Source organism: Leucobacter sp. WKLB1 (genome assembly GCF_059696215.1).
Map to the genome: position 1 here is coordinate 2,723,213 of NZ_AP046115.1, position 14,264 is coordinate 2,737,476.

Annotated in this window: 15 protein-coding genes and 1 tRNA gene; 11 read left to right on the forward strand and 5 right to left on the reverse strand. The window is 64.4% G+C overall.

What is annotated here, in order from left to right; all coding sequences use genetic code 11:
- Positions 1 to 12: 12 nt before the first annotated feature.
- From ACZF5Y_RS12560 to ACZF5Y_RS12585, 6 genes are read left to right on the forward strand one after another with little or no spacing between them, the layout of a single operon-like run.
- The gene (locus ACZF5Y_RS12560; RefSeq protein ID WP_497532968.1) at positions 13 to 3,630 is read left to right on the forward strand and encodes a phage tail protein; all 3,618 of its coding nucleotides are present in this window, start codon (positions 13 to 15) and stop codon (positions 3,628 to 3,630) included.
- A 32-nt stretch (positions 3,631 to 3,662) separates the two neighbouring features.
- Positions 3,663 to 4,397 (forward strand): hypothetical protein, encoded by a 735-nt coding sequence (locus ACZF5Y_RS12565; RefSeq protein ID WP_497532969.1) that lies wholly within the window; start codon positions 3,663 to 3,665, stop codon positions 4,395 to 4,397.
- A gap of 13 nt (positions 4,398 to 4,410) precedes the next feature.
- Complete coding sequence (locus ACZF5Y_RS12570) at positions 4,411 to 5,484, forward strand: hypothetical protein (RefSeq protein ID WP_497532970.1); 1,074 nt, start codon at positions 4,411 to 4,413, stop codon at positions 5,482 to 5,484.
- Positions 5,484 to 6,464 (forward strand): hypothetical protein, encoded by a 981-nt coding sequence (locus ACZF5Y_RS12575; RefSeq protein WP_497532971.1) that lies wholly within the window; start codon positions 5,484 to 5,486, stop codon positions 6,462 to 6,464. Before ACZF5Y_RS12570 ends, ACZF5Y_RS12575 begins: the two co-directional genes overlap by 1 nt.
- A complete protein-coding gene (locus ACZF5Y_RS12580) occupies positions 6,461 to 6,886 on the forward strand; it encodes a hypothetical protein (RefSeq protein WP_497532972.1) in 426 nt (141 codons plus the stop codon). The genes ACZF5Y_RS12575 and ACZF5Y_RS12580 overlap by 4 nt, the downstream gene beginning before the upstream one ends.
- Complete coding sequence (locus ACZF5Y_RS12585; RefSeq protein WP_497532973.1) at positions 6,887 to 8,647, forward strand: phosphodiester glycosidase family protein; 1,761 nt, start codon at positions 6,887 to 6,889, stop codon at positions 8,645 to 8,647.
- Positions 8,648 to 8,673: 26 nt separating this feature from the next.
- On the opposite strand, the gene ACZF5Y_RS12590 is transcribed toward ACZF5Y_RS12585, so the two are convergent.
- Positions 8,674 to 8,979, reverse strand: coding sequence for a hypothetical protein (locus ACZF5Y_RS12590; RefSeq protein ID WP_497532974.1), 306 nt, complete (start codon positions 8,977 to 8,979; stop codon positions 8,674 to 8,676).
- 91 nt (positions 8,980 to 9,070) lie between these two features.
- Between ACZF5Y_RS12590 and ACZF5Y_RS12595 the strand changes: the two genes are divergently transcribed.
- From ACZF5Y_RS12595 to ACZF5Y_RS12615, 5 genes are all read left to right on the forward strand, one after another.
- The gene (locus ACZF5Y_RS12595) at positions 9,071 to 9,940 is read left to right on the forward strand and encodes a peptidoglycan recognition protein family protein (RefSeq protein WP_497532975.1); all 870 of its coding nucleotides are present in this window, start codon (positions 9,071 to 9,073) and stop codon (positions 9,938 to 9,940) included.
- Positions 9,941 to 10,004: 64 nt separating this feature from the next.
- Complete coding sequence (locus ACZF5Y_RS12600; RefSeq protein ID WP_497532976.1) at positions 10,005 to 10,310, forward strand: hypothetical protein; 306 nt, start codon at positions 10,005 to 10,007, stop codon at positions 10,308 to 10,310.
- Positions 10,307 to 10,987, forward strand: a complete 681-nt coding sequence (locus ACZF5Y_RS12605) for a hypothetical protein (protein WP_497532977.1) — start codon at positions 10,307 to 10,309, stop codon at positions 10,985 to 10,987. The genes ACZF5Y_RS12600 and ACZF5Y_RS12605 overlap by 4 nt, the downstream gene beginning before the upstream one ends.
- Positions 10,984 to 11,283, forward strand: a complete 300-nt coding sequence (locus ACZF5Y_RS12610) for a hypothetical protein (RefSeq protein ID WP_497532978.1) — start codon at positions 10,984 to 10,986, stop codon at positions 11,281 to 11,283. Before ACZF5Y_RS12605 ends, ACZF5Y_RS12610 begins: the two co-directional genes overlap by 4 nt.
- A 67-nt stretch (positions 11,284 to 11,350) precedes the next feature.
- Entirely contained in the window at positions 11,351 to 12,022 is a 672-nt protein-coding gene (locus tag ACZF5Y_RS12615; protein ID WP_497532979.1) for a hypothetical protein, read from the forward strand.
- A gap of 57 nt (positions 12,023 to 12,079) precedes the next feature.
- Here ACZF5Y_RS12615 and ACZF5Y_RS12620 read toward each other — a convergent pair whose 3' ends face one another.
- The 4 genes from ACZF5Y_RS12620 to ACZF5Y_RS12635 form a co-directional block, all read right to left on the reverse strand.
- Positions 12,080 to 12,502 (reverse strand): hypothetical protein, encoded by a 423-nt coding sequence (locus ACZF5Y_RS12620; protein WP_497532980.1) that lies wholly within the window; start codon positions 12,500 to 12,502, stop codon positions 12,080 to 12,082.
- 39 nt (positions 12,503 to 12,541) lie between these two features.
- Positions 12,542 to 12,829, reverse strand: a complete 288-nt coding sequence (locus tag ACZF5Y_RS12625) for a hypothetical protein (RefSeq protein ID WP_497532981.1) — start codon at positions 12,827 to 12,829, stop codon at positions 12,542 to 12,544.
- 371 nt (positions 12,830 to 13,200) lie between these two features.
- Positions 13,201 to 13,273: transfer RNA gene (locus ACZF5Y_RS12630), tRNA-Arg, on the reverse strand.
- Positions 13,274 to 13,404: 131 nt separating this feature from the next.
- The gene (locus ACZF5Y_RS12635; protein ID WP_497532982.1) at positions 13,405 to 14,166 is read right to left on the reverse strand and encodes an NlpC/P60 family protein; all 762 of its coding nucleotides are present in this window, start codon (positions 14,164 to 14,166) and stop codon (positions 13,405 to 13,407) included.
- Positions 14,167 to 14,264: the final 98 nt, after the last annotated feature.

The following is a 14,264-nucleotide window of genomic DNA, read 5'->3' on the forward strand; positions in this document are numbered from 1 at the left end:
AGAGGGGGTGCCATGTCGTCACAGGTCGGCTCCGGTCACATCGCGATCTTCCCCACCATGCCCGGATTCAAGGGGTATGTGACGAAGAACGTGAAGGCGGCCGGAGACGCCGGCGCAAAGACCTTCGAGGGCAGCTTCAAGGGGGCCGGTGCGCGCACGGGTCGCGGTCTCGGCCGCGACATGAAGTCGGCACTCAACGCGCAGGCCGGCGACCTCGGCGCGACCGCGATGAAGACCCTCAACCGGAACATCGCCACCGCATCCGCAGCGCTCTCGAAGGCACGCCTGAAGCAGCAAGATGACGCCGGCCGCGTGCGCGTCGCCGAGGCGCGCCTGCAGGAAGCCGTCGCGAAGTCCGGTGCAGAGTCCTCCGTCGCGATCGCCGCATCCGAGCGGCTCGCATCCGCACGCCGCACCCAGCAGGTCAGCAGCGATGCAGCGGCAGCAGCCGCCACCCGGCTCAAGACCGCACAGTCCGCACTCGCCGCCGCCACAGCGACCGTGAACGTCGCCACGGCGCGCAGTGCGGGAAGCGTGTCACAGTTCGTTTCGGACCTCCGCGCTGGTTACTCCGATGCGCGGGTCGGCGCATCCGCGTTCACGGGTGTCGCCGGGTCGATCGGTGGCATCGCGAAAGAGACCGTGATCCTCGCCCGGAACACGAAGCTCGGCACCTGGGCGTCACTGCAGGCACAGCAGGTCTCGAAGCAGTTCACCTCGCTCGCAACCATGGTCGGCGGCGGGATCGCGAATGCGCTGACCGCGACGCGCTCGCGCCTCGGCGCGGTCGGCTCCTACGTTCGCAGCGCGTTCGCACCGATGGGGCAGTACGTGGCAGCAGCGGGCACGCTCATCGCGTCACCGTTCCTGCAGCTCGGCCGCCGCGTCGCCTCCTACCTCTCCCCCGTCACCACGCAGGTGCGCGGCCTGTTCGCGAGCCTCGGGACCGCAGGCGCCACCGGCGCGAGCCGCCTCGCCGCGAGCTTCGCCTCCGGTGTCTCCCGCATCGGGAGCGCGGCGTCGAGCGCGTTCAGCTCGGTCGTATCCGCCGCGTCCCGTGCGGGCTCCGCTGCGGGGCAAGCACTCGGCAGCGCACTCACCAACACTGCTACCGCTGGTGTCGCCGCTGCGGGCGCCGCGATCGGAGTCGCGCTCGGCTCCGGTCTTTCCCGGCTCTCGTCGATTGACACCGCGCGGGCGAAGCTCGTCGGCCTCGGCAATGACGGAACCACCGTCGCGCAGATCATGGGCGACGCCACCGCATCAGTGCGGGGTACGTCGTTCGGGCTCGGCGAAGCCGCCACGGTTGCCGCTTCCGCGGTCGCCGCCGGCATCAAGCCAGGTGAGGCACTGCAGGGTCACCTGAAGTCGATCGCGAACAACGCGTCGGCGGCGGGCCTGTCCATGCAGGACATGGGTTCGATCTTCAATAAGGCCGCGACACAGGCCAACGGCGTGCAGAACGACGTCATCAGTCAGCTCGCTGACAAGGGCATCCCGATCTACCAGGCGCTCGCCGATCAGATGGGCGTCACCGCCGGCGAAGTCTTCAAGATGGCTTCTGAGGGCAAGGTCGACTTCGAGACGTTCTCGGCCGCGGCAACCGCAGCCGCTGGCACCGTCGCGGACCAGATCGGCAAGACCGTACCTGGCGCGTGGAAGAACATGCTCGCCTCGCTCGGGCGTTCCGGTGCCGGCATCTTCGGCGGCATCAACAAAGAGACCGGCGAGATGTACGGGCTATTCGCTCGCATCGCACCACTCTTGCAGGCTGTCACTGCCGCAATGGCTCCCCTCGAGGAGCGGGCTGCGGCGTTCGGTACGAAGCTCGACTCGATCCTCGGCCCCGGTATTCAGCGGGTCACCGACTTCCTGAACAAGCTCGCTGAGGGTGGCGGGCTCGCCGGCACGATGTTCGAGAACCTCTCGGGCATCGCGGGTCCACTTGCGGGCATCATGGCGGCGCTCGGCGCTGGCGGCCTGGCATCCGTGCTCGCCCGTCTCGGGCCGCTCGGTGCGCTGCTTCCGGGTCTCGGTGGGGCGCTGGCCGCACTCGCTTCCCCGCTGGGGATCGTTGCGGCGGCATTCGCTGGGTTCGCGATCTCCGGTGGCGACTTCTCCGGTCTGGTGTCGAGCATCACGGGCATCATCACGCAGGTCGTCAGCGCGCTTCCCGCGCTCGTGTCGACCGTCTCGACGATGATCCCGAACCTCGTCGGTTCGATCCTGTCGCAACTGCCGCTGCTACTGACCGCGGCGACGAGTATCGTGACCGCGCTCGTGCAGGGACTGATCACCGCACTGCCGGTACTCGTTGAGGGTGCCGTCGCGCTCGTCGGCGGCCTGATCGCCGCGATCGTCGGGAACCTCCCCATGATCATCGACGGCGCGATCCAACTCGTGAACGGTTTACTGCAGGGCATCATCGCTGCGCTGCCGATTGTGATCGAGGGCGCATTCCAGCTCGTCTCGGGCCTCCTGGCCGCGATCATCGGCGCGCTGCCCCTGATCATTCAGGGCGGTATTCAGCTCCTGATGGGGTTGGTACAGGGGCTCGTAACTGCGCTCCCCATGCTGATTGAAGCGGTCCTTGGGCTTGTCACGAGCCTCCTCGACAGCTTGGTCGCGTATCACGAGATGTTGATAGAGGGTGGCATCCAGCTACTCACGTCGCTCGTGACGGGCCTGATCAACGCGTTGCCGATGCTCATCGATGCCGCACTGCAGCTCGTAACTGGGCTGCTCACGGCGATCATCAGCAACCTGCCACTGATCATCGAGTCCGGTATCCAGATGCTGCAGTCCCTCATTACGGGATTGATCGATGCGCTCCCCCTGCTTATCCAGGCGGCGCTCGATCTCGTGCTCGGACTCATCACGGCGATCGTCGACAACCTGCCGATGATCATCGAAGCCGGCATCCAACTCCTGACCTCTCTCATTGAGGGGATCGTGAGTATGCTGCCGACGCTGATTACGTCCGCGATCGATCTCATCATTCAGCTCGTCACCGGGCTGATCTCGATGCTGCCGCAGCTCATCGAGGCGGGTATCCAGCTCATCGTCGCTCTCATCGAGGGACTGGTGAACGCGATCCCGCAGATCATCGAGATGCTGCCTCAGATCATTTCCGCGATCTGGGACGGCCTCATGGGGGTCGATTGGCTCGACCTCGGCGTGCAGATCGTGATGGGGATCATCAACGGTCTCGCCTCCATGGGTGGCGCGCTGCTCGACGCGATCGTGGATCTGGCATCGAGCGCGTTCGACGGGTTCAAGGACTTCTTCGGAATCCACTCGCCGGCGCGGAAGATGATCCAGCCCGGCCGCGACGTCGTGCGCGGTGCGGTGGTCGGTGTCGACAGGCAGGCCCCGGAGTTCGGGGACTCGCTTGTCGATATGGCTCAGTCCGCGTCGCAGCGCGCTCAGGCAGCGATGTCGAACGTCTCGACCGAGATCTCGGCAACCGCCCGCGTGCGCGCCGCAGCCGCTCAGGCTGACGGCGGTGCAGGTTCGCAGGCACGCGAAACGAATATCCATCAGGAGAACCATTTCGCGAACGAGGATCCACAGGTCGCGGCCGAGCTCGCGAAACAGCAGCTCGATCAGATTGTGAGGTCGTCACTGTGAACCGATTGAGAGTGTCTGTGGGTGGCGTCGAAATGTTCGGCGCCACCCCGCCAGACCGCGAGATCCGCGGCCTCTTCATCAAGAAAGACGGCCTGCAAGGAATCGACGACGGTGCCGGTGTTCGTCGGGAATCGATCGAGATTCCCGGCGGACACGGCGAGTTCGACTTCCCGGTGCTGCGTGGCTCTCGAGCGATCACGCTCACCGGGATCGCAGCCGAACGGTCGGTGTTCGATCTCGGTCAGCTGCGATCGCGGCTCCTGGGTGTCGGCGGTGACGGGTCACTGTTTCGGATCGAGGTCGATCACCTCGCCGAGTCCGTGTCGATGATGGGCCGCCTGGCCGCATCCCCCTCGTTCCGTGATCGTGGGAGCGCGTCGAAACCGTTCCTCGCGGACTTCGACATGCAGATCATCTGCCCGGACCCGCGAAAGTTCGGCGCCCTGCGGCGCACGGTAGGTCGGGAGCCCGCCGTGAACTACGGCAACTTCCCCGCCACACCTGTCCTGTACGCACGCCGCCTGAGCGGCACCGGCGGATACTCCATCACCACCCCCGCGGGCGAGATCACCGTATCGGCGGCGCTTGCCGTCGGTGCGACGCATCGCATCGATGTGAGCACGGGAAGTGTCTACTCAGGCAGCACGCGCCTCACTGGTGCGCTCGCCCGGTTTCAGCCGTGGACGATCCCGCCAGGTGCTGCCGTTGTGCACACGGCATCGTCCGGGATCGAACTCAGTGTCGACACGACCGACACCTGGATCTAACTAGGGGGCAACCGTGCAGATGTCGAGAATGCTCGCCTGGTCGTGCGACGCGATCACGGGCGAGAAGATCGATGTCTTCCCGGTCACCGATGCCAGCTACAACCGTCTGCTGTCTGCGGGCGGCGAGGGATCGGTCACGATCCCCGTGAAGCCCGAACACACGCGCGCCGCACGTCGGGCAGCGTTCGCTCGCTGGGAGCGCATCATCATTCTCGAGGAGGACGGCGAAGTCAAATACGGCGGGTACGCGACCGGCGGCGGCCGCCCCCTGGGTGCTGGCACTTTCCAGGCCAACCTGCAAGACGCGTGGACGATGTTTCAACGCCGCGGCGCATGGGACCGATCGATTCCGATCACCGCGCAATGGGCTGCGACCGTCGCCGGCACGCGAGGCCTGCAAGCATGGCGCGCGATCGAGCGCGGAACGATCACCGGCGGCGTCTTGAACAAGACCCAGATGCCGGTATCACTCGTGAGCACCGGTGGCGGCGGGTCGGTGTCGCGGAAGTACTTCGGTTACAACTTCGAGTACATCGCCGACGTGCTCTCAGGGCTGCTCGAAGAGGGCCTCGACATCTACATGCAGCCGCGATGGGTGAACGACCGCTTCGACTGGGGCTTCCGTGCGGGCATGACGTGGCAGTCCGGCAACGTGCACGAGTTCGCGCCGCTCGCTGATCAGCCGAAGATCACGAACCTGCGCGAAAGCGATGACGGGATCCGCATGACCAACAACGCTGCGCGCCTCGGTGAAGGCAGCGAGGTCGACATGCTCACCCGATCCCGGCAGGACTTCTCCTCACCGTTCCCCGTGCTCGACCGCATCACCCCGGCGAAGACGATCTCGGACCCGTTGCAGCTCGAGCAAATGGCGCTGTCCGATCTTGCGATGTACGGGTCGCCGACGGTGCAGTGGGACTTTGAGGTACTCGCATCCGAGGGCGTCGACGTGGGCGACACGATCTATCTGCCGATCTACGGCGACGCCTGGATCGAAGACGGACGGCACGAGCGCCGCGTCGTGAAGGTGACCGGGAATACCGGCCCCTTCGTCACGATCGGTGTGCAGCCGGTAGGAGGTGCCTGATGGGGGTGAACCATCCCGGACTGCAGCTCAGCATCGACGAGCTGATCAGGATCGTGCGCCGTGAAGCGGTCGCGACGATCCAGAACGCTTCCATCGGCCGCGCCGGGCTCCGTGTTTACGACGGCGGGTCGATCACGATCCAAGGTGGCGGCCTCTTCGTTACCGGCACCGAGTCTGTCAGTGGACTGCTCAGCGTCACCGGTCGCCTGCTCGGCTCCGGCGAGTTCGTGTGGTCGGGACCATGGGAGCTGGCAGGCGCCGGCGACATCACCGGGCCCGTCGCCATCGACGGCAACATCACCGTGAACGGCCGGTCGACCTTCGCCGGCGCGTGGGACTTCACCGGCAACGGGAAGATCCAGGGAAACGTCGACATCACCGGCGCCCTCGATGTGAAGAACCGACTCACGGTCGGCGCGTCCGGCTACATCGACGTCGGACCGATCCGGCTCGATCGTGCGCACGCGAGTGGCGGGCGCATCGTGTCGACGGTCTCCTACCTCAACCTCGACGCGGTCACCGCGGTCGTCTCACTGGCGCCCGGTTTTATCGCACAGAACGGCTACTTCGACCGCGTCCGCGTGAATGGCCCTCTCGAGGTGACGGGGTCCAAGCAGTTCGTCATCGATCACCCCACGAAGCCGGACCACGTGCTCAGGCACGCGGCGACTGAGTCCCCCGTGTCTGGCGTCGAATACGCCGGCACCGCACAGCTCGACGATGCGGGCGTCGCCATCGTCGAGCTCCCCGGGTACTTCGAAGCGCTCACCTCGCCAGATGGTCGCACCGCGCACATCACCGCGGTCGGAAGACCGTTCCCGGTCGGTTATGAGCCCATCCGTGACGGCCGTATGACCGTGTACGGCGACCCCGGACGTGAAGTGTCGTGGCTCGTGAAAGCGGCCCGGAAGGCAGAGCACGGCGGCCACTTCGACGTCGAGGAGCAGATCATCGGACCGCTCAGACAGGAGGCATTGTGACGGCCTATACCTACACCGGAACACTCGCCGACTTCGGCGAGAAACCTTTCCCGGGAGCGATCCCGAGGCTCTGGGTCTCAGCGTTCCAGGATGCCTTCGGGCGCGACGGCGCGGTGCACGCGAGTCGCCGGATCCCGGTCACGGTGCAATCCTCCGGCCGATTCCAGGTCGACCTGGTCGCGACCGTCGACCTCACCCCACCGACGAAGTACTCGCTGCGCTGCGAATGGCTCGACGCCGACGGCGTGATCCGCGGGTACGCGCAGTGGGACTTCACCGCGGCACTCGGCGGCGGCCCCATCGCCGACATGACCGACGCAATCATCTCGCGCATCTGGCTTGGCACCACGCGTCCGCCAGCACAGCGCACCGGCATCTATTGGATCAACCCGGAAACGGGTGACGTGAAGGAGTGGTTCTAAATGGCATGGGAACTCGTCGACAACATTCGCGGCCCGCAAGGACCGAAGGGTGACGCGGGAACGGTGTCCTCGGTATCCGCGGCTACTCTCCCGCCCGGTGAGCCCGCGACGGCCAAGCTCGAGGGCACGTCCGACGTGCACCTCGTTCTCGGACTCCCGCGGGGCGAGCGCGGCCCGCAGGGTCCTCCCGGGGTTGCGTCGTCCGCTTCTGCTCGGACCGTCGAACCGACCGAGCCCGCGCGCGCAGTGATCGAGCAGCACGGTGACAGCGTGCACGTCGCCTTCGATATTCCGAAGGGCATGCCGGGCACCAACGCGGTTCCGACGGATCAGGCGATCGGCACGTACCTGCAGGAACCGACGTCGGCTTCGAACCAAGGCCTCGATGTCGCCACCGCTGCGCTCCTCGCGAAAACGGGCAGTCAGACACGCTCCGGCATGGACGCGCTCTCTGCTGGTCTGATCGACAGCAGCGCTTCCGCCACGCAGGCAGCACTCGACCGAGTCTCTGCCGCGCTCCTCGCGGAGCAGAACAGCGAACTCGGCGAAGCAGCGGCGACGCTCGTTGACGCGCTCACCCTGGCCACGCGCACGCAGCTGACACGGGTGGACGCGCAGCAGCGCGGCCGAGCGACTGTCCGGTACGTGCGAGGTACCGGATTCGATTACGAGGTGATCCGAGTCACCGGCCGCGACGGCATCAAGAAGGTGCAGGCTCCCGGCTTCCTCCCCGACGGGCGGGTGCCGCGCGCGAACCGGAGGCTGCTGAAGCAACTGTCTGTCGAGAACGGGTACGGCGCGATCGTGAACGCGGACGCCTCGATGACCGTCGATGCGACCCACGCACGCATGCACGGCATCAACATCACCGGCGGCGTCCCGTACGCGTCATTCGGTGACTCGCCGCCGCTCGGGACACCTGGCACGGATGCTTTCGACACGGAAGCTGCTGCGCTCTACCAGGACGGCGTGCTGCGATACATCTCGCGGGCGGACAACAAGACCGCCGCACAGTACGTCGCAGCTGGTGTCACCGACACGTTCGCGCACGGGCCCGTCTTGGTGCGCAACGGGCAGGACACGCTCTGGCATCAGAAGTCCGGCTACCAGGCGTTCGTCACGAGCACGTCAGCGCGCACGATCCTCGGGCAGGCCGCGAACGGTGATTTCATTATCATCCTCGTGCACGGCAAGACCGGCAGCTACGGTGTCGCGGGCGCGGCGATCTCCGCCCTCGCGATCGCCGAGGGCTGCATCATCGCGGTGAACCTCGACGGTGGCGGATCCACTCAGGGCGTGTGGGACGGGGTCACGTTCCACCCTTCGACCGACGCCGGTTTCGAACGCGGCATCATGTCGGCGGTCGCGATCACCGCGCCGACGATGAACCGGTTCGATACGGGCAGCGTGAAGCTCACGCCGGCCTCCCCGTTCGTGCAGTCCGCCGCCGGCATTCCCGCGCTCTCGCTCCGGGCTCGTGACGGGATGGTGCAGTGCGAGTTCAACCTGAGCTCCGGGGCGACTGCGTTCGCGAAGAACGCCTGGGTGCTCGCCTCGAACGACGCCGTGCCGGAGCAGTTCTGCCCGCGCTCGTTCCAGGAATCCCGCGGCACCGTCGCGGGAGGCAACGGGCTGCAGGTCACCGCGTCGCTCACGACGGACTACAAGATCTACGTGCGCAACAACTCGACCACAGACATCAACCTCGTTACCGGCGTCATGCAGTGGCCGATGCGTGACTACCTTGGTGACATCGGATAGATCGATGCGTCACGGTTTGTTCTTTGTCAGAGCAAGACGGTGAGCAGGGCGCCGGTAAACGCACTGAGAGCGGCTACAGCAGCGAGTAGTTTCCCGAAGTAGTCGATCGTGGGGTACGGCTCATCTTTCTTGTCGTGTGCAACCACTCGAGCTACAGCTCCGATCAGCGCCAGGGCAGCCACCACCACGATCAGCACCGGTATCGAACCCCAATTGAGCGCCATGATGGCGGCTGTAGCCGCGGCCATAACGATGGCGATCGCCGCCACTGCGATGCGACCGGGATGCTCCGCCTTCAATGAATCAATACGCGTTCGCCAGAAGTTACTCATTCCAGGAGCCTATCCAAAATGAGTGTTCCCTATGCAAAACCACTTTGCATTCATCGCAATGCTCACTCCGACCCCGAATAGGAGGCACCCCATGGGGTTCTCACCACTGGCCAATATGAGCCGCCGCATCCCCGACGGCGGACGCTTCAACGAGCGCCAATCCCGGGTCACGGGGTTCGGCATCCATCACAACGCCGGCGTAGACGCCTACGGGGAAGCGTCGAACCCGAACCGGGAGGTGAGCGCGAACTACTGGATCACCAACGCCGGGATCATCATCCCGAACGTCGATGAAAGCCTGCGCGCGTTCACCTCCGGGATGGCCGGCTACCCCGCCGGCACCGCGGCCGACCACCGCAACATCACCGTCGAGGTGTCGAACTCTCCCGAGGGCGTTCGCGCCAAGACCTGGGCGATCTCGGAAGCGGCAGAGCTCGCGCTCTCCGCACTCATCGGGGACGTGTACCGCCGCCACGGGCTCGGCCCCGTGCGCCGCGGTGCTGGGCAGGGTGTCGGCATCCATCAGGACTGGGTGCCGACGAGCTGCCCCGGCCCCTACATCGTGCAACACCTGGACCGGATCATCGCGCGCGCCGAAGTGGCGCGCGTCAACGGCGGACTCACCGCCCCAAGCAAGGAGGACGAGGACATGATCGATTCGATGTTCGCTGTCGTGGACAAGGTGCCGTCGTGGTGCTGGATCAACTGGGCGACCGGGCGCGTGTTCGCGGTACACACCCAGAAAGAAGCCGACTGGATCGCCGGGTACATGGGGTCGATCAAGACGAACTGGGCGGGCGACAAGCTCGGCAGTGACAAGTACAAGAACAAGCTCGCCCTCCTCGGCATCCTCGCACCCAAGGTCGAGGTCGTCGCGCTCGACGACGCCACACACAAGCGGTTGCAGGCAATGGTCAACGCCGGCGTTCAGGCAGCCGTTGCAGGAGCCGCGGCCAAGTAAGCACGCTGTCGCGGAAGATGCAGCGACAGGTAGTCGGGTGTTCGCGCCCAGTGAGGGGACGCCTGTGGAAGTCGTCGGCACCATCGGGGGGTGGGGAGCTGCGATCGTGCTCGCACTGATCGCACTCCTCCCCCGCAAAGGCACGATCGAAAACACTCGAATCGACCAACTCCAAGAAGACCTCGAAGCGGAACGTCTCGAACGCAAAGCACTCGGCGAAGAAATCCGAGGCATGCGGAGCGAGATGACGCAGTACCGCAGCCGAGACAACGCGTGGTCTCAGCACTACGCCCTGATCCAACGCGGCGTCGAGAACGGCACAATCCCGCCATGGCCGGATCTACCCGACGAGCTGAAGGGAACCACATGACGAACGACCGACTGCTGAAGGCAGCGCAGAAAGAACGCCGCCGCATCGTGCTGGCATTCACGCTCGTGCTCCTGGCCGCCATCGGCGTACTCGGAACAGGGTGGGCCACAGCTTGGAACGGGCGGCAGGCGTGGCACGAGCAGTCCATCTCGTGGCAAGACCGCTACGTCGAGCTGTATGAGGAGTACACCCAGAGCACTGGGCAGGAACCAGCAGCACCCGCACCCGACGACGTCGCGAAGGACACCTCCGACATCGTCGAAGGAACTGCTGGTGTGCAAGGCCCACCTGGCCCGGTCGGCCCCGCGGGCCCGGCCGGCGCAAATGGCCGAAACGCCACCGACGGACAGATCGCTTCGGCGGTCTCCGCATTCTGCCTGCCAATTATCTGCGTGGGCAAGGCAGGCGAAGACGGAGAGCGCGGACCGATCGGGCCAACTGGCCGGGACGGGGCACCCGGCGCCGACTCAACGGTGCCCGGCCCTCAAGGAGCCACCGGCCCCCCGGGACGCGACGGTGCACCAGGCATGCAAGGTACGACAGGCCGAGGAATTGAGACGCTCACCTGCGACGACACCGGCGAATGGCAAGTCACCTACACCGATGGAATCACCGTCTCCGCCGGCACATGCCGCATCGACCCCATCACACCTACAACCCCAGGAGAAACACCATGACCATCCAGTCCACCCGCACATTCGTAGCGGCGCTCGTCGGCGTGCTCGTCGTGCGCCTCGTCGCACTCGTTCCACAGATCGCGGACCTGCTCACATGGGTCGACGGCATCTTCACCGAAGCCGGGTACGGCGGGCTGAGCACGCTCGCGCTCGTCCAAGCCGCAATCACTGCCGCCGCGATCCTGGCCTATCAGAAGATCGCGCAGTGGCTCGGCGACCGCTGGCCGAACATCGAAAAGTGGATGCTCGGTAACGCAGCCCGCCCACATTACGAACCCCGTTACGCGGCAAAATGAGCGTTCCATTTCTCGGCTCAATCGTGAAATGAGCAGGACTTGGCCATTCGGATAATCTCATAGCGTGATGGAACTGAGTGAGCCGCCCAGCATCGATAGCCTGCAACTTACAAGCGGGTTCTTCGGCGCTTTACTCTCTGGCGCAATTATGCTTGTTGTTCTGATCCTCACCCTTTGGGTCCAATGGGGGCAGCATAAAGATCAAATCGCTGACCAAAGAGTTCAGTTCAAAGAGCAGCAAGATAAGAATGTTGAACTTCTTCGATTCCAGCTCGAGGAGAACAAGGCGCTGCTGTATGAGCAATTGAAGCTTGAGCGGGTAGCATCTGCACACCGAGAGATACTGCGTCTGCGCACTTCACTCATGGTGGCGATTCTCACGATCGAGCGGATTGCGAGTACAGGTAAAGAGCTTGAAAAGTTTGAAGCTCAGCGTTACGAGGTGATCGCTCTCCATAGGGAGGTTCGCTCGCATCTGGCAAAACCCGTTCGCGAGTCCTACCTAGCACTCGCAGATCTGCAGGACCGGTACGCAGTACTCACACGCGACCTTCTAAACAAAGGAAGTTTCTCGACGGCCATGGCTGAGAATTATGCCCTCTTAGTCGGCCAACTCGTTGAATGGACTGACGCTTACATCGACGACGACTCTGAAGCGATCGCGTCAGTAGACGCGAAAGTCACCAGGTCCAATGAAGCTTTAGACAATGAATTTGGCACCTCAGCAGGAAAGTCCTGACTTACGCCCCCTTTCCCGAGCCTCACGGCCCGGGAGAGGGGGCGTTTTCTGCGTTCTCTACAATCCCGAAAGCGCGAGAAGAAACACGCCAAGAATCGCGCACCATATGAGCACCCACTGATCGCGTCGCTCATCTACGTTCAGAGGTCTGCCTGACATAGCGACATCGATTCCGACTTGCCGGTAGCTGGGGTCAGGTGCGTACCCGCGGTACTCGAGGAGGCGTTGAGCTTGAATGTGGTGCAGGTCTGCGAGAGCGAGCTTCGCTTCACTGGCCGCTCTCCAATCGCCAGTTATGGCTCTAACGCGCTTTTCAAGCTCTCCCTCAGATTCCATCCATTTCAGCGTCAGCAGTTGGTGCTCCTGGCGATAGGCCTCTTCCATAACGCGTGAGTGGTGCCGAAGAAGAGCGGATATCGACACCCAGATCGACCCCAGAATCGGCACGAGGGCAGCACCGAGGGTAAACGCACCGCTCATCGCAAGATTCCTCCTCCATCTGCTGGCGGAGTGTTCACTCTACCGGTGCAGCGGCCCGCCACCGTTCGGCGGGCCCGACGTTCGCCTACTCGCTCGCGCAATCTCTGCGTCATTATCGAACGGCACCGAATCATCCGCAGCCTGCAGGGTCGGGAAGATACCGTGCATTCGCCGCTTCGCCGGGTCAATGTTCCACACCATCACGAGAAACTTCGCCGTCTCGTGCGTATCGGTCACACGGTTCACGATCGCAGCGGGCCGATCCTTCTCACTCCGCATGATCACCCACGTGTCAGCATCGAGACGGATTGGTGCAGGTTTCGTCATGCGCAGCACCGTACGCCGCTCCCCCGACAATCTCGGCAGGATGCACCGGATCGGACACTCGAGGCACGAGCACTACCCCGCACCCGCACGCCCACCAGAGGCCCATCGCGCGCATCGGGTGCAGGTCGCAGGCCGGGCACGAAGGCACCAGGGGATCGCAGCTCTCGTCACAGATGATGTGTTCCACGAATCCAGCGTCTCGCATCACTCAATCGAGCGAGCGAGCGGACGCCGAATCTGTGGATAACCGGCTGCGCTCAAGCCAAGAGCGCTGCAACTGTGGGCAAATTGTGGGCAAAGCGCGAGACCGCGGCCTCAGAGTTGCGTCTACAGGCCATTCATAGCAACGATTTCAGTCGAAATTCTTGAAGTGCCCCGGATAGGAATCGAACCTACGACACCTTCTTTAGGAGAGAAGTGCTCTATCCACTGAGCTACCGGGGCGCAGTGCGAGCCGCGAAACGGCCTCTGCGAGTCTAACGCAACGGCGACCCGCGCTTCTGTCCAGGCACGCGACGCGGATACAGCTCAGCGGGCGGAGTCGAAACCCCGCCCGCTGAGCTGTATCGAACGCCTTAGCCGAGTCGGATGACGATCGGAGTCGCGCTCGGTGACGCGTACGTGTTGACGACGGTCTGGTTGCCGCCCCAGCCGCCGTGCACGGCCTGGCCATTGCCAATGTAAATCGCGGTGTGCGGGGCGCCCGGCCAGATCAGGATGTCGCCGGGTGCGTAGTTGCCATCGGTGACCTGGGTGCCGTAGCGGGTGAAGTCGCTCACACCGTGGTCGTAGCCGCCCTGATCACGACGCGTCGTGAGGCCGATGGCTGCGAGAGAGTTCTGCACGAGATCGGTGCAGTCCTGGTTCACGCCGACCTGTGCGAGCGCTGCAGCGACCAGCCCGGTGGCGCCTTCGCCGGCGGGAACGTCAGTGCCGGTCGAACCATTGTTCACCGGAGTCGCAGCTCCGGTACCACCGCTGGCAGCGGAAGCTGCCTGAGCTTCAGCAGCCTTCTTCGCAGCGGCTTCCTGCTTCTTCTGCTCTTCCGCGGCCTTGTCGGCGGCGATGAACTCAGCGCCCTCGACCGAACCCACGGTGGAGTCGACGAGCGTGATATCGACGTCTGCGGCGGTCAGCGACTGCTGCAGCGAAACATCTGCATCAGGTGCGCCTTCGACGGTCGGGGTAGCTGCGTATGCAGGAATCGAGAACGTGCCGACCATGCCGAGGCTGAGCGCTGCTGCGCCGGCCATCTGGGCGATCCGCTTCGCTCGCGACGGGGTGCGCTGACCGAGTTCGCTCGGGAGCACGACGTCCGCGCTGGAGTGCTGAGTCACGTGGGTATCTGCCTTACTGTTGCCTACGGGTGTCTGCGTCAGGTGTGGGCCCTGGGGCCACGACTGTTCAAGGGTAACCGAACATCACGAATATGTCA

Excerpts from the sequence above, each read along its gene's own strand:
- ACZF5Y_RS12595 (WP_497532975.1), top strand. The coding sequence starts at position 9,071 with ATGGGGTTCTCACCACTGGCCAATATGAGCCGCCGCATCCCCGACGGC.
- ACZF5Y_RS12585 (WP_497532973.1), top strand. The coding sequence starts at position 6,887 with ATGGCATGGGAACTCGTCGACAACATTCGCGGCCCGCAAGGACCGAAG.
- ACZF5Y_RS12560 (WP_497532968.1), top strand. The coding sequence starts at position 13 with ATGTCGTCACAGGTCGGCTCCGGTCACATCGCGATCTTCCCCACCATG.
- ACZF5Y_RS12610 (WP_497532978.1), top strand. The coding sequence starts at position 10,984 with ATGACCATCCAGTCCACCCGCACATTCGTAGCGGCGCTCGTCGGCGTG.
- ACZF5Y_RS12620 (WP_497532980.1), bottom strand. The coding sequence starts at position 12,502 with ATGAGCGGTGCGTTTACCCTCGGTGCTGCCCTCGTGCCGATTCTGGGG.
- ACZF5Y_RS12575 (WP_497532971.1), top strand. The coding sequence starts at position 5,484 with ATGGGGGTGAACCATCCCGGACTGCAGCTCAGCATCGACGAGCTGATC.
- ACZF5Y_RS12605 (WP_497532977.1), top strand. The coding sequence starts at position 10,307 with ATGACGAACGACCGACTGCTGAAGGCAGCGCAGAAAGAACGCCGCCGC.
- ACZF5Y_RS12615 (WP_497532979.1), top strand. The coding sequence starts at position 11,351 with ATGGAACTGAGTGAGCCGCCCAGCATCGATAGCCTGCAACTTACAAGC.
- ACZF5Y_RS12590 (WP_497532974.1), bottom strand. The coding sequence starts at position 8,979 with ATGAGTAACTTCTGGCGAACGCGTATTGATTCATTGAAGGCGGAGCAT.
- ACZF5Y_RS12625 (WP_497532981.1), bottom strand. The coding sequence starts at position 12,829 with ATGACGAAACCTGCACCAATCCGTCTCGATGCTGACACGTGGGTGATC.
- ACZF5Y_RS12565 (WP_497532969.1), top strand. The coding sequence starts at position 3,663 with ATGTTCGGCGCCACCCCGCCAGACCGCGAGATCCGCGGCCTCTTCATC.